18 protein-coding genes are annotated in these 19181 nt (G+C 41.0%); 5 read left to right on the forward strand and 13 right to left on the reverse strand.

The genetic code is table 11. From position 1 onward, the window contains the following. Window positions 1-92: 92 nt before the first annotated feature. Both glgP and malQ read right to left on the reverse strand, forming a co-directional pair. Window positions 93-2351, reverse strand: a complete 2259-nt coding sequence (glgP, locus tag JQ841_RS03095; RefSeq protein WP_203180097.1) for a glycogen/starch/alpha-glucan family phosphorylase — start codon at window positions 2349-2351, stop codon at window positions 93-95. Window positions 2352-2376: 25 nt separating this feature from the next. Next, entirely contained in the window at window positions 2377-3894 is a 1518-nt protein-coding gene (gene malQ, locus JQ841_RS03100) for a 4-alpha-glucanotransferase (RefSeq protein ID WP_000747274.1), read from the reverse strand. A gap of 476 nt (window positions 3895-4370) precedes the next feature. Between malQ and JQ841_RS03105 the strand changes: the two genes are divergently transcribed. From JQ841_RS03105 to JQ841_RS03125, 5 genes are all read left to right on the forward strand, one after another. Then, window positions 4371-5642 carry a maltodextrin ABC transporter substrate-binding protein gene (locus JQ841_RS03105; protein ID WP_000095474.1) on the forward strand — a complete coding sequence of 424 codons (1272 nt, stop codon included), beginning with the start codon at window positions 4371-4373 and terminating at the stop codon, window positions 5640-5642. Window positions 5643-5752: 110 nt separating this feature from the next. Continuing rightward, window positions 5753-7045, forward strand: coding sequence for a carbohydrate ABC transporter permease (locus JQ841_RS03110; RefSeq protein WP_203180098.1), 1293 nt, complete (start codon window positions 5753-5755; stop codon window positions 7043-7045). Window position 7046: 1 nt separating this feature from the next. After that, complete coding sequence (locus JQ841_RS03115) at window positions 7047-7889, forward strand: sugar ABC transporter permease (RefSeq protein ID WP_203180099.1); 843 nt, start codon at window positions 7047-7049, stop codon at window positions 7887-7889. A 145-nt stretch (window positions 7890-8034) separates the two neighbouring features. Then, complete coding sequence (locus tag JQ841_RS03120) at window positions 8035-8835, forward strand: DUF1189 domain-containing protein (RefSeq protein WP_203180100.1); 801 nt, start codon at window positions 8035-8037, stop codon at window positions 8833-8835. A 9-nt stretch (window positions 8836-8844) separates the two neighbouring features. Beyond that, a complete protein-coding gene (locus tag JQ841_RS03125) occupies window positions 8845-9831 on the forward strand; it encodes a LacI family DNA-binding transcriptional regulator (protein WP_024057519.1) in 987 nt (328 codons plus the stop codon). A gap of 29 nt (window positions 9832-9860) precedes the next feature. Here the strand turns inward: JQ841_RS03125 and JQ841_RS03130 are convergent, their stop codons facing one another. The 11 genes from JQ841_RS03130 to JQ841_RS03180 all read right to left on the reverse strand — a co-directional run bounded on the left by JQ841_RS03130 (window position 9861) and on the right by JQ841_RS03180 (window position 19114). Beyond that, complete coding sequence (locus JQ841_RS03130; RefSeq protein WP_024057518.1) at window positions 9861-10802, reverse strand: YitT family protein; 942 nt, start codon at window positions 10800-10802, stop codon at window positions 9861-9863. Continuing rightward, window positions 10780-12543, reverse strand: coding sequence for an aspartate--tRNA ligase (gene aspS / locus JQ841_RS03135; RefSeq protein WP_203180101.1), 1764 nt, complete (start codon window positions 12541-12543; stop codon window positions 10780-10782). The genes JQ841_RS03130 and aspS overlap by 23 nt, the downstream gene beginning before the upstream one ends. Window positions 12544-12697: 154 nt before the next feature. Beyond that, the gene (locus JQ841_RS03140; protein WP_000832184.1) at window positions 12698-12928 is read right to left on the reverse strand and encodes a hypothetical protein; all 231 of its coding nucleotides are present in this window, start codon (window positions 12926-12928) and stop codon (window positions 12698-12700) included. A 17-nt stretch (window positions 12929-12945) separates the two neighbouring features. Then, window positions 12946-13587, reverse strand: coding sequence for a CPBP family intramembrane glutamic endopeptidase (locus JQ841_RS03145; RefSeq protein ID WP_020903389.1), 642 nt, complete (start codon window positions 13585-13587; stop codon window positions 12946-12948). Window positions 13588-13596: 9 nt separating this feature from the next. Further along, window positions 13597-14295: an ABC transporter permease gene (locus tag JQ841_RS03150; protein ID WP_020903388.1), complete on the reverse strand. Its 699-nt coding sequence runs from the start codon at window positions 14293-14295 to the stop codon at window positions 13597-13599. After that, window positions 14288-15112, reverse strand: coding sequence for an ABC transporter ATP-binding protein (locus JQ841_RS03155; protein WP_024057248.1), 825 nt, complete (start codon window positions 15110-15112; stop codon window positions 14288-14290). Before JQ841_RS03155 ends, JQ841_RS03150 begins: the two co-directional genes overlap by 8 nt. A gap of 10 nt (window positions 15113-15122) precedes the next feature. Further along, complete coding sequence (locus JQ841_RS03160; RefSeq protein ID WP_000726539.1) at window positions 15123-15857, reverse strand: DUF3169 family protein; 735 nt, start codon at window positions 15855-15857, stop codon at window positions 15123-15125. Between the two features lie 2 nt (window positions 15858-15859). Further along, the gene (locus JQ841_RS03165; RefSeq protein WP_001046124.1) at window positions 15860-16057 is read right to left on the reverse strand and encodes a hypothetical protein; all 198 of its coding nucleotides are present in this window, start codon (window positions 16055-16057) and stop codon (window positions 15860-15862) included. Next, window positions 16057-16260 (reverse strand): helix-turn-helix transcriptional regulator, encoded by a 204-nt coding sequence (locus JQ841_RS03170; protein WP_004240940.1) that lies wholly within the window; start codon window positions 16258-16260, stop codon window positions 16057-16059. Before JQ841_RS03170 ends, JQ841_RS03165 begins: the two co-directional genes overlap by 1 nt. A gap of 143 nt (window positions 16261-16403) precedes the next feature. Then, window positions 16404-17684 carry a histidine--tRNA ligase gene (gene hisS / locus JQ841_RS03175; RefSeq protein WP_000775845.1) on the reverse strand — a complete coding sequence of 427 codons (1281 nt, stop codon included), beginning with the start codon at window positions 17682-17684 and terminating at the stop codon, window positions 16404-16406. Window positions 17685-17866: 182 nt separating this feature from the next. Then, window positions 17867-19114, reverse strand: coding sequence for an MFS transporter (locus JQ841_RS03180; protein WP_024056863.1), 1248 nt, complete (start codon window positions 19112-19114; stop codon window positions 17867-17869). Window positions 19115-19181: the final 67 nt, after the last annotated feature.

The raw sequence follows: 19181 nt of genomic DNA on the forward strand, positions 1-19181 counted from the left end.
AGCAAACTAGGAAGCTAGCCGCAGGTTGCTCAAAGCACCGCTTTGAGGTTGCAAATAACGCTGACGTGGTTTGAAGAGATTTACGAAGAGTATTAGTTCAAGTGCCAGATATCTTCGTTGTACTGAGCGATTGTACGGTCAGATGAGAAGAATCCTGCTTTAGCAATGTTAACGATAACTTTATCCAACCATGCGTCACGGTCTTCGTAGTCAGCCAACATTTGCTCTTTGACTTTGATGTAGTCTTCCAAGTCAAGAAGAGTCATGAACCAGTCTTTGTTGATCAATTCATTGTAAAGACGTTCCAAGCGCTCTTTGTTTCCAGCTGCAAGAACTGCATCGCTAACGATGAAGTCAACCAATGGTTTGATAGCTTCACGAGCATAGAATTCGCTTGATTTGTATGCTGCTTTATCGTAAAGGTCGATAACAGTTTCTGAATCTTCACCAAAGATGTAGATGTTTTCGTCACCAACCAACTCAGCGATTTCCACGTTAGCACCGTCCATAGTACCAAGAGTCAAAGCTCCGTTCAACATGAATTTCATGTTACCAGTACCTGAAGCTTCTTTAGAAGCAAGTGAGATTTGTTCTGAGATATCACATGCTGGGATCAAGAAGCTTGCTGCAGTAACATTGTAGTTTTCAACCATAACTACTTGCAAGTGTGGAGCTACTGCTGGATCGTTAGCAATAACTTCTGACATGCAAAGGATTAAGTGGATAATGTCTTGAGCGATTGTGTAGGCTGGAGCTGCTTTACCACCAAAGAAGATTGTGATTGGGCGAGCAGGGATGTTACCAGCTTTGATATCAAGGTATTTGTGAATCACGTACAAAGCGTTCATTTGTTGGCGTTTGTACTCGTGAAGACGTTTGATTTGGATATCAAAGATAGAGTTTGTATTGATTTCCACACCTTGGTGTTCTTTCAAGTGACGAGCCAATTTACGTTTGTTGTGAGCCTTGATGCTTTCCAATTTTTCTTTGACAGCTGCTTTGTCTTCATAAGACAAAAGTTTTTCAAGCTCATCTGCTTCATGGTGCCAACCTTCTCCAAGAATCTCATCCAAGTAGTGAGACAATCTTGGGTTAGCATGCATGAGCCAACGACGGAAAGTGATACCGTTTGTTTTGTTGTTGAATTTTTCTGGGTAAAGGTCGTAGAAAGCTTTCAACTCAGAATTTTTCAAGATTTCAGTGTGAAGTGCTGCTACTCCGTTAACGCTGTATCCGTAGTGGATATCCATGTGAGCCATGTGAACACGTCCGCTCTCATCGATAATTTGAACAGCTGGATCTTTGTATTCTGCTTTCACGCGACGGTCCAACTCTTCGATGATTGGTACCAAGTGAGGAACCACTTCTTGCAAGAATTCAAGAGGCCATTTTTCAAGGGCTTCAGCAAGGATTGTGTGGTTAGTGTAGGCAGTCATGCTACGAACGATTGAGATTGCTTCGTCAAGTTCGATACCACGAGCAGTCAAAAGACGGATCAATTCAGGGATAACCATTGATGGGTGAGTATCATTGATTTGTACAACTGCGTAGTCAGCAAGGTCATGCAAGTTGCTTCCTTTTTCGATTGCTTCGTCGATGATCAATTGCGCACCGTTTGAAACCATGAAGTATTGTTGGAAGATACGGAGCAATTCACCTTGACGGTCACTATCATCTGGGTAAAGGAAAAGAGTCAAGTTGCGAGCGATATCTGTCTTGTCAAAGTTGATACCGTCTTTAATGATTGAAGAATCAACAGAATCCAAGTCAAATAAACGCAAGCGGTTCTTCGTTTCTGTCTTGTAACCAGGTACATCGATATCGTAAAGAGTTGATGTCAATGTGAAGTGAGCAAATGGTACTTGGTAGCTACGGCTTGAGCGAACCAACCAGTTTTGCTCTGTCAACCATGCGTTTGGAATTGTTTCTTGTTGGTTATTTTTAAGAACTTGTTGGAAAAGACCGTAGTGGTAGTTAAGACCAACACCGTCACCGTTCAAACCAAGAGTAGCAATTGAGTCGATAAAGCAGGCAGCCAAACGTCCCAAACCACCATTACCAAGAGATGGTTCCAATTCAACTTCTTCAACTTCGATCAAGTCTTTACCTGCAGCTGCAAGTTCTTTTTTGACATCGTCGTAAAGACCAAGGTTGATCAAGTTGTTTGACAAAAGTTTACCAATCAAGAACTCAGCTGAGATGTAGTAAACTTTTTTCTTACCAGTGTTAACTGGTTTTTTGCTACTTGCAAGCTTGCTGTAGTTAAGAAGAGCCAGGTAAAGCTCTTCATTGCTACATTCTGCAATGGTTTTATTGTAACGATTTTGTACAAATTCTTGTAGTGATAACATGTTTAAGGTGTCTCCTGATATTGTATTATTTCTTTAATTCTACCAAATTTTCATTGATTCGGCGATAGATTGTTGTCAAGTCAAGCAAGCCTTCCTCGACAGCTGGTGTCAATTGATCTTCAGTCATACGCCAAGACCAGTTTCCACCAAGGGTAGATGGGAAGTTCATACGAGCTGCCTCATCCAATTCTAGCAAATCTTGCATAGTTGCAATTGCCATGAAGCTAACTGATGAAAAGACTGTACGAAGCATAGCATGTGGCACTGTTTCGTATTCTTTACGGTTAGTGTAGCGCGCCATGTATTCACGAGTCGCATCATCGATCTCGTTACGGTACCAACCAAGGACCGTATTGTTATCGTGTGTTCCTGTGTACATAACTGAGTTAGCAGGTGCCAAGTGTGGGCTATCGATACTTTCGTCTTCTGGGTTGAAGGCAAATTGAAGAATCTTCATTCCTGGGAAGCCAGTACGTTCACGCAATTCGATAACTTCGTCTGTCATGAAACCAAGATCTTCTGCGATGATGTTTAGCTCACCAAGCTCTTCCTTAACGGCTGCAAAAAGCTTGTAGCCAGGACCTTTCACCCACTCACCAGGTGCTGCTGTATCGGAACCAGCAGGGATTTCCCAGTAAGATTCGAAACCACGGAAGTGGTCAATACGAACGATGTCGTAGATTTTGAAGCTTTCACGTAAGCGTTCAATCCACCATTTGTAACCATCTTTGTCCATTGCTTCCCAGTCATAGATTGGGTTACCCCAAAGCTGACCAGTTGCAGAAAATTCATCTGGTGGGCATCCTGCGATGCAAGTCGCCTTACCGTTAACATCTGTCTTAAAGAGATGTGGATTTGCCCACATATCGCTTGAATCTTCCGCTACGTAGATTGGCATGTCCCCAACGATTTCGATGTGGTTGTCGTTAGCGTAAGCTTTCAATTTCAACCATTGTTGGAAGAAGAAGTATTGAGTCACACGGTGGTAAACCAACTTGTCTGCCAATTGCTCACGGTAGCTTTCAAGTGCTGAAGCTTTACGAGCACGAGCATCTGCATCTGGCCATTCAGTCCAAGCAAGATTATCAAAATGCTCTTTGATAGCCATATACTCTGCAAAGAGTTCAAGCCATGATTGGTTGTCTTGAGCAAATTTCTCAAAATCTTTAACATCTCCTACTTCCAAGAAACGTTTTACCGCTTTTTCTAAAAGAGGACGACGTGCATAGTAGATTTTCGCATAATCAACTTCAGACGCATCGCTACCAAAGTCAACCCCTTCAAGGTCACTTGCTTGCAACAAACCTTGTTCCACCAAGATATCTAAATCGATAAAATGAGTGTTCCCTGCGAAGGCTGAGAAAGATTGGTAAGGAGAGTCTCCGTAACTAGTTGTTCCTAGTGGAAGGATTTGCCAGTAACGTTGTTTTGTGCGAACCAAGAAATCAACGAAGTCGTAAGCACTTTTACCAAATGATCCGATTCCGTATGCTCCTGGAAGAGAAGAAATGTGCATCAACACACCACTTTGACGTTTTTTCATAATAAGCACCTCATGTGTTTATAGTTAGATATTACATTTTTATGAACGCAAACGTTTGCGCTATTACTAGTATAGCTCATTTTCTCGATAAATGCAAGCGGTTTTAAGTAACTTTTTTGATTATTTTTTAAAAATTTTTTCTTCTTACTCGTATATATATTCTTTTAGGCAACAAACAAAATAGGAATAAGCGTTTCACTTATCTTTAAGCAAAAACAAAGTGAGAATTCTCCCTGCTTTCCATTTGTAAATTAGGCAATCGTTTTCTCAACTTTTTTTAAATTTAAAACAAAACCGATTTTTGGGATTTTCTACTATTATATAACGATAAAGCGTTTACTTTTTTCACAATTTTTTTAAAAATTTTTACAAAAAACACTTGCAACCGCTTTCCGATTGTGTTATACTAGTCCCATAAAGGAAAACGTTTGCGTTTCCTCATTATAAAATTTGTTATTCTTTAGGAGGAATACACTATGTCATCTAAATTTATGAAGAGCGCTGCTGTGCTTGGAACTGTTACACTTGCTAGCTTGCTTTTGGTAGCTTGCGGAAGCAAAACTGCTGATAAGCCTGCTGATTCTGGTTCATCTGAAGCGAAAGAACTCACTGTATATGTAGACGAGGGATATAAGAGCTATATTGAAGAGGTTGCTAAAGCTTATGAAAAAGAAACTGGAGTAAAAGTCACTCTTAAAACTGGTGATGCTCTAGGAGGTCTTGATAAACTTTCTCTTGACAACCAATCTGGTAATGTCCCTGATGTTATGATGGCTCCATACGACCGTGTAGGTAGCCTTGGTTCTGACGGACAACTTTCAGAAGTGAAATTGAGCGATGGTGCTAAAACAGACGACACAACTAAATCTCTTGTAACAGCTGCTAATGGTAAAGTTTACGGTGCTCCTGCCGTTATCGAGTCACTTGTTATGTACTACAACAAAGACTTGATAAAAGAAGCTCCAAAAACTTTTGCTGACTTAGAAAACCTTGCTAAAGATAGCAAATATGCCTTCGCTGGTGAAGATGGAAAAACTTCTGCTTTCCTAGCTGACTGGACAAACTTCTACTATGCATACGGACTTCTTGCTGGTAACGGCGCTTACGTATTCGGTCAAAACGGTAAGGATGCTAAAGATATCGGTCTTGCCAACGACGGCGCTATCAAAGGTATAGAATACGCTAAATCTTGGTATGAAAAATGGCCTAAAGGTATGCAAGATACGGAAGGTGCTGGCAACTTAATCCAAACTCATTTCCAAGAAGGTAAAACAGCTGCTATCATCGACGGACCTTGGAAAGCCCAAGCCTTCAAAGATGCTAAAGTAAACTACGGTGTTGCGACTATCCCAACTCTTCCAAACGGAAAAGAATATGCTGCATTTGGTGGTGGTAAAGCTTGGGTCATCCCTCAAGCCACTAAGAACCTTGAAGCTTCTCAAAAATTTGTAGACTTCCTTGTTTCAACTGAACAACAAAAAGTATTATACGATAAGACTAACGAAATCCCAGCTAACACTGAGGCTCGTTCATACGCTGAAGGTAAAAACGATGAGTTGACAACAGCTGTTATCAAACAGTTCAAGAACGCTCAACCAATGCCAAACATCTCTCAAATGTCTGCAGTTTGGGATCCAGCGAAAAATATGCTCTTTGATGCTGTAAGTGGTAAGAAAGATGCGAAAACAGCTGCTAACGACGCTGTAACATTGATCAAAGAAACAATCAAACAAAAATTTGGTGAATAAAAAATTTGTTCAAGGGGGGTGGAATTCAAATCCCCCTTTGAATTTATCAATAGAAAACATATATAGTTTAGGTTTTAACTAGAAACTAGTATCCTATGAAAGGAGTTATTATGGAAAAGCAACAACCTAGTAAAGCAGCCCTGCTGTCTATCATTCCTGGGTTAGGACAGATTTACAATAAACAAAAAGCAAAAGGTTTTATCTTCCTTGGTGTAACCCTTGTATTTCTCCTCTACTTCCTAGCACTTGCAGCCCCTGAATTGAGTAATCTCATCACTCTTGGTGACAAACCAGGTCGTGACAATTCCCTCTTTATGCTGATTCGTGGTGCCTTCCATTTAATCTTTGTAGTTGTTTATGTACTCTTTTATTTCGCAAATATCAAAGATGCACATACAACTGCCAAACACATTAACAATGGCATACCAGTAGCACTTACCTTTAAAGAAATGGTCAAAGGAATCTATGAAAATGGCTTCCCTTACCTCTTGATCATTCCATCTTATGTTGCCATGACTTTTGCGATCATCTTCCCAGTTATCGTAACCTTGATGATCGCCTTTACCAACTACGACTTCCAACACTTGCCACCAAACAAATTGTTGGACTGGGTTGGTTTGACCAACTTTACGAACATCTGGAGTTTGAGTACCTTCCGTTCTGCCTTTGGTGCCGTTCTTTCTTGGACTATCATCTGGGCTTTGGCTGCCTCAACTTTACAGATCGTCATCGGTATCTTCACAGCTATCATTGCTAACCAACCATTTATCAAAGGAAAACGTGTCTTTGGTGTTATTTTCCTTCTTCCTTGGGCTGTTCCAGCCTTCATCACTATCTTGACATTCTCAAATATGTTTAACGATAGTGTCGGAGCCATCAACACTCAAGTATTGCCAATCTTAGCTAAATTCCTTCCTTTCCTTGATGGTGCTCTTATTCCTTGGAAAACAGACCCAACTTGGACTAAGATTGCCTTGATTATGATGCAGGGTTGGCTTGGATTCCCATACATCTACGTTTTAACCTTGGGTATCTTACAATCTATTCCTAACGACCTTTACGAAGCAGCTTATATTGACGGTGCCAATGCTTGGCAAAAATTCCGCAACATCACTTTCCCAATGATCTTGGCTGTTGCGGCACCTACTTTGATTAGTCAATACACCTTCAACTTTAACAACTTCTCTATCATGTACCTCTTCAATGGTGGAGGACCTGGTAGTGTCGGAGGTGGAGCTGGTTCAACCGATATCTTGATCTCATGGATCTACCGTTTGACAACAGGTACATCTCCTCAATACTCAATGGCGGCAGCTGTTACCTTGATTATCTCTATCATTGTCATCTCAATCTCTATGATCGCATTCAAGAAACTACACGCATTTGATATGGAGGACGTCTAAGATGAATAACTCAATTAAACTCAAACGTAGACTGACTCAAACCCTTACTTATCTCTACTTGATCGGCCTATCAATTGTCATCATCTATCCACTATTGATTACCATCATGTCAGCCTTTAAAGCAGGTAACGTCGCAGCCTTTAAACTCGATACTAACATCAACTTCAATTTTGATAACTTTAAAGGACTCTTTACTGAAACCCTATACGGTACATGGTATCTCAATACCTTGATCATCGCCTTGGTTACCATGGCAGTTCAAACAAGTATCATCGTACTTGCTGGTTATGCCTACAGCCGTTACAACTTCTTGGCTCGTAAACAAAGTTTGGTCTTCTTCTTGATTATTCAAATGGTACCAACCATGGCCGCTTTGACAGCCTTCTTCGTTATGGCGCTTATGTTGAACGCCCTTAACCACAGCTGGTTCCTCATCTTCCTTTATGTTGGTGGAGGTATCCCGATGAATGCTTGGCTCATGAAAGGCTACTTCGATACAGTGCCAATGTCTCTAGACGAATCTGCAAAACTAGACGGTGCAGGACACTTCCGCCGCTTCTGGCAAATTGTTCTTCCACTTGTTCGCCCAATGGTTGCCGTACAAGCTCTCTGGGCCTTCATGGGACCTTTTGGAGACTATATCCTCTCTAGTTTCTTGCTTCGTGAGAAAGAATACTTTACTGTTGCCGTAGGTCTCCAAACCTTCGTTAGCAATGTGAAAAACTTGAAGATTGCCTACTTCTCAGCAGGTGCTATCCTCATTGCCCTTCCAATCTGTATTCTCTTCTTCTTCCTACAAAAGAACTTTGTTTCAGGACTTACAAGTGGTGGCGACAAGGGATAATATATCCCCGCCACCCTTTTTCATTTTGGAGCTTGTGACTATAAAACTATCCTTGTAACAAGCAATTTGTCTCCTAGACTTGAAATAAAGCACATTTCTCTATATAATAATACTCATATAGAAAACACCTTTTAGAAAGATACAAATGCTTCCATATCCATTTTCTTATTTTTCAAGTATTTGGGGATTTCGTAAGCCCCTGTCCAAACGTTTCGGACTCAACTGGTTTCAGCTTCTCTTTACCAGTATCTTCCTTATCAGCTTGTCTATGGTCCCCATTGCCATCCAAAACAGCTCACAGGAGACTTATCCGCTAGAAACCTTTATCGATAATGTCTATGAACCATTGACAGATGAGGTTGTCCAGGATCTCTCTGAACACGCTAGAATTGTTGATGGCAAATTAACTTATACTGGAACAGCTAGTCAAGCGCCTTCTATTGTGATCGGTCCAAGTCAAAGCAAGGAATTACCTAAGGACTTGCAACTGCATTTCGATACGAATGAGCTCGTCATCAGCAAGGAAAGTAAAGAACTGACCCGTGTCTCTTACCGAGCGATTCAGACTGAGAGTTTCAAAAGTAAAGACAGCTTGACCCAAGCCATTTCTAAAGACTGGTACCAGCAAAATCGTGTCTATATCAGTCTCTTCCTAGTTCTCGGTGCTAGCTTCCTCTTTGGTTTGAATTTCTTTATCGTCTCTCTGGGAGCCAGTCTTCTCCTTTATATCACTAAGAAATCACGCCTCTTTTCATTTAGGACCTTTAAAGAGTGCTACCATTTTATCTTGAACTGTTTAGGATTACCTACTCTGATTACGCTTATTTTGGGCTTATTTGGCCAAAATATGACAACTCTCATTACTGTACAAAATATTCTTTTTGTTCTGTATCTGGTTACTATCTTTTATAAAACGCATTTCCGTGATCTAGATTACCATAAATAGGAGATTTTTATGCCCGTTACGATTAAAGACGTGGCCAAGGCTGCTGGTGTTTCGCCTTCAACCGTAACCCGTGTTATTCAAAACAAATCAACCATTAGCGACGAAACAAAAAAACGCGTTCGCAAGGCTATGAAGGAGCTCAATTACCACCCCAACCTCAATGCTCGTAGCTTGGTAAGCAGTTATACCCAAGTGATCGGCTTGGTTCTTCCTGACGACTCAGACGCCTTCTATCAAAATCCTTTCTTCCCATCTGTCCTCCGTGGTATCGCCCAAGTCGCATCTGAAAACCACTATGCTATTCAGATTGCAACAGGTAAAGATGAAAAAGAGCGACTTAAAGCGATTTCACAGATGGTTTACGGTAAACGTGTGGATGGTTTGATTTTCCTTTATGCCGAAGAGGAAGATCCCTTGGTCAAACTAGTTGCTGATGAGCAGTTCCCCTTCCTCATCCTAGGAAAATCCATTTCACCCTTTATCCCTCTTGTTGACAATGACAATGTCCAAGCTGGTTTTGATGCAACCGAATATTTCATCAAAAAAGGCTGCAAACGAATTGCCTTCATTGGAGGGACTAAGCGACTCTTCGTAACGCAAGACCGTTTAACAGGCTATGAGTCAGCACTCAAACAATACCAACTGCCTATTGACGGAAATTTGACCTATTTTGCAACGGAATTCTTAGAAGAAAAAGGGTATCAATTTAGTAAACTCCTCTTTCAGCATGATCCTCAGATTGATGCTATTATTACAACCGATAGTCTCCTAGCCGAAGGGGTCTGTGACTATATTGCTAAGCACCAACTGGATGTCCCTGTTCTCAGCTTTGACTCGGTCAATCCCAAGCTCAACTTGGCAGCCTATGTTGATATCAATAGCCTAGAACTTGGTCGTGTTTCCCTTGAAACCATCCTCCAGATTATCAACGATGCTAAAAGCAATAAACAAATTTGTTACCGTCAGTTGATTGCCCACAAAATTATCGAAAAATAAAAACCAGCTCGAGCTGGTTTTTTTGATCACTAATTATCTGTTTCAACGAACCGTCCCAAAATATGAACATTCTCCGAGACAGAGACAAAGGCGCTTGGATCCACCTGTTTCATAATCTGTTTAAATTCATTAAACTCTGCACGTGTAATGACAGTGATTAAAACTGCCTTTCTTTCGTGATTATAGGTTCCTTCTGCATCGTGGATCATGGTTGCACCGCGGTGCAATTTTTTATGGATTTTTTCAATTACCTTCTCTGGATGATTGGTCACAATCATGGCCTGCATCCGTTTTTGCTTGGTAAAGACAGCGTCTGTGACACGGCTAGAGACAAAGATGGTAATCATAGAGTAGAGAGCGTATTCCCAACCAAAGGTCAAGCCTGCTATCAGCATGATGGTCCCATTTACCAAGAAAGAAATACTACCAACATTCTTACCCGTTTTCTTGCGAATAGTCAGGCTGACGATATCCGTCCCACCACTGGAGATATTGTTTCGAAGAGCAAAACCAATCCCCAAGCCCATGACAACACCCCCAAAAAGGGCATTGATAATGGGATCCTCCGTCAAGGTCGCCACAGGGACAAACTGGATAAAGAAGGAACTCATGGATACCGTTATAAAGGTAAAGACGGTGAACTTATGCCCAATTTGATACCAAGCCAAGACCATCAAAGGGAAATTAATGGCATAGAAGGTCAACGAAATCGGGATATGAAAACCAAACCAGTGATTACTCAAGGCAGAGATAATCTGTGCCAGACCTGTCGCACCACTCGAATACACATGACCTGGTTGGAAAAAGAAATTGACCGCTACTGCTGATAAAAATCCATAGACCAGAGAGGCCGAAATCTTCTCATCATATTTTTCGCGAGAGATGCTTTGTAAGACACGTAAAATTTTTATCTGATGAGCAAAGCGACGCAGATAATAGCGCCACCGCTTAATTCGTTTTGCTTGTTTCATCTTCTTCTACTTGTAAGCTGAGTTCCTCTAGTTGTTTGAGAGCTACTGTTGAAGGAGCTTGTGTCATTGGGTCACTTGCCTTATTGTTCTTAGGGAAGGCAATAACTTCACGAATATTTTCTTCTCCTGCTAAGAGCATGACAAATCGGTCAAGCCCGATAGCCAAGCCACCGTGTGGTGGGAAACCATAGTCCATGGCTTCAAGAAGGAAACCAAACTGGTCATTTGCTTCTTCGGCTGAGAAACCAAGAGCCTTGAACATACGTTCTTGAAGGTCTTTTTGGTTGATACGAAGGCTACCACCACCAAGTTCATAACCGTTCAAGACAATATCGTAAGCAATGGCACGAACCTTCGCCAAATCACCTTCTAATTCGTGAGCAGTCTCTTCCTGTGGTAGAGTAAATGGATGGTGGGCGCTCATGTAACGACCTTCTTCTTCAGACCATTCAAACATTGGCCAGTCAACAACCCAAAGGAAATTGAATTTATCGTTATCAATCAAACCAAGCTCTTTGGCAATGCGTCCACGAAGGGCACCAAGTGTTGCATTCGCCACTTCAAGCGTATCCGCCACAAAGAGAACCAAGTCCTTGTCTTCAAGAGCAAGCGCTGTTGTCAAGTCTGCTTGGATGCCAGTCAAGAATTTGGCAACTGGTCCGTTTAATTCTCCGTCAACTACCTTGACCCAAGCAAGACCTTTGGCACCGTACTGTTTGGCTACTTCTGTCATCTTGTCAATGTCTTTACGTGAATAGTTGTCCGCAGCCCCTTTGACCACAATGGCTTTAACGGCAGGTGCTTCTGAGAAGACTTTGAAATCAACACCTTTGACCACTTCTGTCAAGTCCTGAAGCAACATGTCAAAACGCGTATCAGGTTTGTCAGAACCGTAAAGAGACATCGCATCATCGTATTTCATACGAGGGAATGGAAGAGTTACCTCGATTCCTTTTGTTTCTTTCATGACGCGCGCAATCAAACCTTCTGTGATATCTTGGATTTCTTGCTCAGTGAGGAAAGACGTTTCCAAGTCGACCTGGGTAAACTCAGGCTGGCGGTCACCACGCAAGTCCTCGTCACGGAAACATTTTACGATTTGGTAGTAACGGTCAAAACCAGCATTCATCAAGAGCTGTTTCGTAATTTGTGGACTTTGAGGAAGGGCATAAAAATGCCCTTTATTAACACGAGATGGCACCAAATAGTCACGCGCCCCTTCAGGAGTTGACTTAGAAAGGAATGGTGTCTCCACGTCGATAAACTCCAACTCATCCAAGTAATTTCGGATAGAGTGGGTCACTTTAGCACGAAGTTTAAGATTTTCCAACATTTCTGGACGACGAAGGTCAAGGTAACGGTAACGCAAACGTGTATCGTCATTGGCCTCAATGCCATCCTTAATCTCAAATGGTGTTGTTTTAGCTGTATTGAGCACAGTAAGAGCTGTCACATTCAACTCAACTGCACCAGTTGGCAACTTATCATTGGCTTGCTCACGCGCAACGACTTGACCAGTCACTTCGATAACAAACTCGCTACGAAGGCTTTCAGCTGTTGCCATAACCTCTGCAGATACTTTTTCTGGGTTGATAACCAACTGCATGATTCCTTCACGGTCACGAAGGTCGATAAAGATCAAACCACCAAGGTCACGACGACGTCCAACCCATCCTTTCAAGGTAATTTCTTGTCCGATGTGTTCCTCACGAACACGACCAGCATACATACTACGTTTCATTGTTTCTCTCCTCTTTTATTCTGTTACTATTTTACCATAAAAGCGCAGGCTCTTCATGAAAATCATCAGAAAAGTTTGCCAGTCTTTAAAAATCAGGTGAAGGTCCTAAAAATTAGCGTCCATACAAAAATCCGATGAACTTCATCGGACTCTTTTATTTTGAATTTTTGCCTGCTTTACGCTTTTCAGCAATTTCGGCTGCCTTTCGAGGCAAGACAATTTCCGTTGTGTAAGCTGTCCCAAAGCGCAAGACACCTGCAATAGGGGCAAAGACGACTGCTAGATAGTTATAGAAGAAATCGCCCTTAAAGGCATAAGCTAGCGCTCCAATGATGAAAAATAGAACGACTGCTTGAATCACTGCTAATAAAATTACTCGTTTCATGTGACCTCCTGACTCTATTATAGCATGAGAATCATCAAAAAGCTCACTAAATTATTCAAAGCGTGAAGAGAAATGCTGTAAAGAAGACCTTTTCGACTTACATAAGCCAGCCCCAAACTCAATCCTAGACTAGCATAAACCAAAAACTGTTGCAAAGTTCCTGGGAAATGAATCAAGGCAAATAGAACACTTGTTACCAGAAGGAAAAGCAGAGTTTGTTTACTATTGTCCTGCTTAGGAAAGAGATAGCGTGCCAACATCCCTCTAAAGATAAGCTCTTCCGTCAAAGGAGCAAAAATAACGACCGCAAAGAATGAGAAAAGGGGTTGAGACAAGGTCAAGTCTATCGCTGTTTGTTGATTTACTGAAGGATCATTTGGCAAGAAAAACTGGACAACCAGAGATAAGAACCAAACCAAGGCAGGGAGCCAAATAAATCGGTTAAAGCCACTCTTCTCAATATGAACAGGAGCTTTCTGGTACCATTTATAAATGACGTACACATATACTCCAGCCAAGGCCACATAAAGCAAGGTAGTAGCATAGGGCGAAGCGCCCAGTTTCAAAGCTTCTACAGCCCCACTTTGAACGGTCCCATAGATAACCAGAAAAGATAGAATGGCTAGAAGAAACCAGCCGAGGTTTTTAAGTAGTTTCATATAAATCTCCTATCTTGCTTTATAGCTATTTTTCAATACAAAGAGGTTCGCTATTCCTAACACAAGTACCCAGGCAAGTAACATACCAATATTAGAAAAAGATATTTCCCCACCTTTTTTATTTAAAAGATTTACAATTGGACCAATAAAAGAGTAATCCAACACTTTCTGAACCGTATCATTTTGAAGAGCAATCATGGGTAAAAAAGAGACGATAAACACAGGAAACATACTATAAACTTGCGCTTTAGACTGAGTATCTGACACTGCACCGATTAGAAGGTTGAGAAAAATAACACTAATAGCTGCTAAGACCAAATAGATAACATAGGCCAATAAGTAACCTGATACATCCACTTTAAAATAGATTGGTAGTAAAATCATTCCAAGCAACATAATCAACAGAGGGAGAATGAGCATACTGAAAGTATATTCTGTTGCTGTCACACCACTTAGGATGAGTGATTTAAGATTGCGCTTTTCCTTATCTTCTGCCATCATAATCGATACCATATAACCACTTCCCATGCTCAAGACCATCGTCAAACTCATAGAAAGGAAATACGTACTCAATTCTCCACTCTTGTTTAAGAACTCATTATATAGAACAGCCAGTCCAAAAGGCAACAATAGAGTCGCCAACAAAGTTGAATTGCTGATAAGAACTTGTAATCTTAACCATAGTAGGGCATTTAATTTTCTAAACATCTAACTTTTCTCCTGTCAATCTGATAAAGATTTCTTCTAAAGTTGGCTCACAAGAGTGAACCACCATCAAATCTGTCGTGTCTAAATGTGGTAATTCATCAAATGGAACTATCTGTTCTCGTCCGTCGTTATAAACCACACGTACTTTCTTATCCACATGGTACTTCTGGATGATATCTTGCGGACTTCCATACTCTATTAGGTTACCCTTATTCAAAAGAGATAAGCGATCACAAAGCAGAGTTGCTTCATTCATATCATGCGTGGTCAGAAAGATAGTTGTCCCCGCCTGCTTTAATTCTTGAAGTAGGGTATGAATCATCTTAGATGTTGTAGGGTCTAAGCCACTGGTTGGCTCATCTAGAAAGAGAATCTTAGGAGCATTCAGAAGGGCACGAGCCAAGAACATTCGTTGTTTCATTCCAGTAGATAACTTTTCTGCAATAATATCTTTAGCATCTGCCAATCCAACCTGTTGAAGCACCTGAACTACTCTATCTGCCTTGAGGCCATATAACTTAGCATAGATGAGAAGATTTTTATAAAGACTCATCTTTTCATAAAAACCACTGCCATCACTAACAATACCAATTTGTTCCAAATCATTTGAGGTTAAATCTTGAGAATTCTTGCCTAACAAAACTGTTTTACCTTGATCTGCAGCCAACTGTCCTGTTAAGACATTGATCATGGTTGTTTTACCTGAGCCAGAAGGGCCAAGAAAACCAAAGATTTCACCCTCCTTAATCTCAAAAGAAATCTGATGAAGAGCTTTTTTGCTCCCAAAACTTTTGCTTACATTTTCAACACGAATCATAGAAACTCCTTTATTTGAAATAGCGTTTTACCATAGGTAACTGCATCACATTGATATAAACATGGATGGCTCCGACAAGTACGAAAGCTAGTAGCTGAATCTCTCCTGTCAGTAAGGAAAAGAGAGCAATCAGAAAGTACAAGGTTGGCAAGACATACTGATGTAATTGGAATAAAATCCGAAAACTCTGTTCCAAATTAGCCTGGCGCTCCCCTTCATCGTAAGAATTGATAAAGTCCATGACATCCTTTGGTGTAGAGAAAAATGCCAAATCAAACTGACGAACAATAGCAATGGTCTTAAAAAGATATTTTTGAGCATTTAAAACTAACACTAACCCCAAAAAGGAAAGGGATAAGGTTATATGGCTTATATCGAGTACAATTACTTCACTTCCTGAAATGAAGAGAGCCAATAAAATCGCTACGCTTGCACTATTAAAAGCAATAGTTCCAAACTCGAGATTCCGATACATCTGCACATAATAGGTTTCATTCAGATCATCATCCATTTCCTCTTGATACAAGGAATGAAATTTTCTGCTTTTCTTTAGGAAATTGAAAGTCAAAAAAAGAATAATGACGGCTAGTAGTAAGCTGATAGCTGATAGCCATGGTATCAAGGGTTTTACATCTAAAATAATTCCGTTGGATTCGGCACGTGCCTTAAACATCCCTACAAACATGCCCAAGAAACCTCCCAAGACAATAGACATCAAAAATAACAATCCACCTTTCTTTTTCATATTCATTCTCCTTTTTCACTTGCTAGATTTTTGGATTTCTTTTCAATCCATTCAATTACTGGGATGAGGACAAAGTAGGCCCAAATAAATTGGTCGCTGTAATAGAGATCAAACCATCCTAGATTTGTTCCAATTAGTAGACACAGGCTGACTAATAGAGCTATGGCAACTACATAATAGATTACTTTATACTTGTTCATCACTCGTCCTCCTCCAAGCGAAATACCGATTCGACTGTTTCGTTGAAAATTTGAGATATTCTCAGGGCAATGATAATGGACGGGGTGTACTCATCCCGTTCTAGTAGGCTAATGGTCTGCCTTGAAACCCCTGCTAGCTTAGCTAGTTCGGTTTGATTGAGACCATCGCGAGCCCGAAGCTCTTTTAAACGATTTTTAAGCATTCCTTTCTCCTTTTCTCTTAACTTGCTTACATTGTAACACATCTTTTTCTTTTTGACAAGCATATTTGTCAAAAAGTTTATGATTTTTGTCATTTTGCAAAAGAAAAAGGTCAGGAGCAGGTTCCTGACCAGTTTATCTATCATTAAAATCCTAATTTTTCAAAGATTTCTGAGAAGTTTTGGCTGATTGTTTCAAGTGACACTTGCACTTCTTCTCGGGTTTGGTTGTTCTTAACCGTTACTTGTCCGCTTTCGACTTCACTCTCTCCTAGAGTGATGAGAGTCTTAGCCGCAAAGACATCGGCTGACTTGAATTGAGCTTTGAGTTTACGATTGAGGTAATCACGCTCTGCTTTGAATCCTTGTTGGCGAAGAGCTTGTACCAATTCCAAAGCCTTGACATTTGCTCCATCACCCAAGACTGCGATATAGACATCTAGGGCGTTTTCGATAGGGAGGGCCACACCTTGCTTTTCAAGAATGAGAAGCAGGCGCTCTACACCAAGTCCAAAACCAAATCCAGCAGTTTCAGGGCCATCAAAGTAAGCAACCAAACCATCGTAACGACCACCTGCACAGACTGTCAGGTCATTGCCCTCAATCTCAGTGATAAACTCGAAAATGGTGTGGTTGTAGTAGTCTAGACCACGCACCATATTGGTATCGATGATATAGTCTACTCCAAGATTTTCCAACATCTGACGCACCGCATCAAAATGAGCTTGGCTTTCTTCATCAAGAAAGTCCAAGATAGACGGCGCATTCTCTACTGCTACCTTGTCTTCTTTTTCTTTAGAGTCCAAGACACGGAGAGGATTTTCCTCCAAACGACGTTGGCTATCCTTAGACAAGGTCTCCTTGAGCGGTGTCAAATAGTCAATCAAGGCTTGACGGTAAGCCGCACGGCTCTCAGGATTTCCAAGAGTGTTGAGGTGCAATTTGACACCTTGGATACCGATTTCTTTCAAGAAATGGGCTGCCATAGCGATTGTTTCCACATCGGTAGCTGGATTGCTAGAGCCAAAACACTCAACACCAATCTGGTGGAATTGGCGCAAACGCCCTGCCTGTGGACGCTCATAACGGAACATAGGTCCCATGTAATAGAACTTGCTTGGCTTTTGCACTTCTGGGGCGAAGAGTTTATTTTCCACATAGGAACGGACAACGGGCGCAGTTCCTTCTGGACGGAGGGTGATATGGCGGTCACCCTTGTCATAGAAATCGTACATTTCCTTGGTTACGATATCCGTTGTATCTCCGACAGAGCGACTGATAACCTCGTAATGCTCAAAAATGGGCGTGCGCACTTCTGCGTAGTTGTAGCGCTTGAAAATCTCACGGGCAAAGCCCTCAACATACTGCCACTTGGCAGACTCAGCAGGCAAGATATCCTGCGTTCCTTTTGGTTTTTGTAATTTCATAGGGAATCCTCTTTAAACTTAATAGTCTTATTTTACCATAAATAAAGGGATTAAAACAGTAAGAAAAAAATTAGGATTTATACTCAATGAAAATCAAAAAGCAAACTAGGAAGTTAGCCGCAAGCTGTACTTGAGTACGGTAAGGCGACACTGACGTGGTTTGAAGAGATTTTCGAAGAGTATTAGATATCATTTTTGAGATTAATAACTGTCAAAAGAATAGCTAGGAAGGAAAAACCAACAAATAGTATCCAAGTCAACTGTATATTCCATACGGCTACAAGTGAAAAACAGGCTGTTCCCACAGGTATGGATAAGGTAAACAAGAGACCTAAAAAATTACTGGTACGAGCTAGAACCTCTGGAGCTAGATTTTTCATGAGCATGGCACTAATCTTTGGTTGAACTTTACCAGACACATACAGAGTTGAAAAGAGAAATAGTAAACCAAGTACGACTTGATTGAATAAATTAGCTAGACCAATTAGACTGAGTCCTACGGTCACCCACATCATCAATCTAGGCAAGGACTGCTTCCCAAAATAATCATTGCCCGTAAGGCTACTGATGATGATTGCTACTAAAACACCGAATTGATTGATAAATAGTGCCTCTGTGTAAGAAAAATTCAAGAGAGAATGGCTCAAAAAGAAGATGTTATAGATGCTTCCTAAAGCCCCACCCAAGGCATTGATAAGCAAGACAGCAAAGATCATGAATCCAAAGTTTTTCTGTCCACCTTTAAGAAAAACGAGACGTAAATTTCGATAAATCGTTAGGAACTGCTCTTTGATCGGAAGCTTCTCATTTTTTAGAATTTTACCATCAGCAGATGACATTGACAGGCTCAATTTGCTTTTTCCTAAAAAGAGGATAACGGCTGATACTAGGAAAAAACAGGCATTGATTCCCGCAACGAGGGAAAAATTGTTGACCGATAGACCTAAGAGCCAGACTCCAAAAGCTTGACCCCCAATAGCTGAAATATAGGTGATGAACTGTGAAAATGAGTAAGCCTCCATCAGATCATCTTCAGCTACTTTTTCCTTAATAAGAGGCATGCGCAAACCACCAGCAAAATCACTGATGACATCGCTAATGACATTGATTAAACACAGACTAGAAAAGGCAAAGAGACTAGCTTGCTGAACAACTAGGGCTGCTAGAAAAAATAAAACTGCCTGAAACAAACCGCTATAGATCATCCATTTGACCTTGTCCCTCGTGTAATCTGCCCGAATCCCTACAAAAACTGTAAAGAGAGTCGGAATAATCATGACAATATTCGCCATAGCAACAGCAAAGGATGCTTGTGACAAGGTCGATGCATAGACGATAAATACCAGGTTGAAAATCGAAGCACCAAAAGCATTGAAGAAGCGTGACAAAGTCAAGAGACGATAAGCTTGATTTCTGAACAATAGTTTCATAGGTAATCTCCCTTCTTGTTCAAATACTCAATGAAAATCAAAGAGCAAACTAGGAAGCTAGCCGCAG

It is taken from the genome of Streptococcus mitis (assembly GCF_905187535.1).
GTDB classification, from domain to species: Bacteria; Bacillota; Bacilli; order Lactobacillales; family Streptococcaceae; genus Streptococcus; species Streptococcus mitis_BS.

Excerpts from the sequence above, each read along its gene's own strand:
- glgP (WP_203180097.1), bottom strand. The coding sequence starts at position 2,351 with ATGTTATCACTACAAGAATTTGTACAAAATCGTTACAATAAAACCATT.
- malQ (WP_000747274.1), bottom strand. The coding sequence starts at position 3,894 with ATGAAAAAACGTCAAAGTGGTGTGTTGATGCACATTTCTTCTCTTCCA.
- JQ841_RS03105 (WP_000095474.1), top strand. The coding sequence starts at position 4,371 with ATGTCATCTAAATTTATGAAGAGCGCTGCTGTGCTTGGAACTGTTACA.
- JQ841_RS03110 (WP_203180098.1), top strand. The coding sequence starts at position 5,753 with ATGGAAAAGCAACAACCTAGTAAAGCAGCCCTGCTGTCTATCATTCCT.
- JQ841_RS03115 (WP_203180099.1), top strand. The coding sequence starts at position 7,047 with ATGAATAACTCAATTAAACTCAAACGTAGACTGACTCAAACCCTTACT.
- JQ841_RS03120 (WP_203180100.1), top strand. The coding sequence starts at position 8,035 with ATGCTTCCATATCCATTTTCTTATTTTTCAAGTATTTGGGGATTTCGT.
- JQ841_RS03125 (WP_024057519.1), top strand. The coding sequence starts at position 8,845 with ATGCCCGTTACGATTAAAGACGTGGCCAAGGCTGCTGGTGTTTCGCCT.
- JQ841_RS03130 (WP_024057518.1), bottom strand. The coding sequence starts at position 10,802 with ATGAAACAAGCAAAACGAATTAAGCGGTGGCGCTATTATCTGCGTCGC.
- aspS (WP_203180101.1), bottom strand. The coding sequence starts at position 12,543 with ATGAAACGTAGTATGTATGCTGGTCGTGTTCGTGAGGAACACATCGGA.
- JQ841_RS03140 (WP_000832184.1), bottom strand. The coding sequence starts at position 12,928 with ATGAAACGAGTAATTTTATTAGCAGTGATTCAAGCAGTCGTTCTATTT.
- JQ841_RS03145 (WP_020903389.1), bottom strand. The coding sequence starts at position 13,587 with ATGAAACTACTTAAAAACCTCGGCTGGTTTCTTCTAGCCATTCTATCT.
- JQ841_RS03150 (WP_020903388.1), bottom strand. The coding sequence starts at position 14,295 with ATGTTTAGAAAATTAAATGCCCTACTATGGTTAAGATTACAAGTTCTT.
- JQ841_RS03155 (WP_024057248.1), bottom strand. The coding sequence starts at position 15,112 with ATGATTCGTGTTGAAAATGTAAGCAAAAGTTTTGGGAGCAAAAAAGCT.
- JQ841_RS03160 (WP_000726539.1), bottom strand. The coding sequence starts at position 15,857 with ATGAAAAAGAAAGGTGGATTGTTATTTTTGATGTCTATTGTCTTGGGA.
- JQ841_RS03165 (WP_001046124.1), bottom strand. The coding sequence starts at position 16,057 with ATGAACAAGTATAAAGTAATCTATTATGTAGTTGCCATAGCTCTATTA.
- JQ841_RS03170 (WP_004240940.1), bottom strand. The coding sequence starts at position 16,260 with ATGCTTAAAAATCGTTTAAAAGAGCTTCGGGCTCGCGATGGTCTCAAT.
- hisS (WP_000775845.1), bottom strand. The coding sequence starts at position 17,684 with ATGAAATTACAAAAACCAAAAGGAACGCAGGATATCTTGCCTGCTGAG.
- JQ841_RS03180 (WP_024056863.1), bottom strand. The coding sequence starts at position 19,114 with ATGAAACTATTGTTCAGAAATCAAGCTTATCGTCTCTTGACTTTGTCA.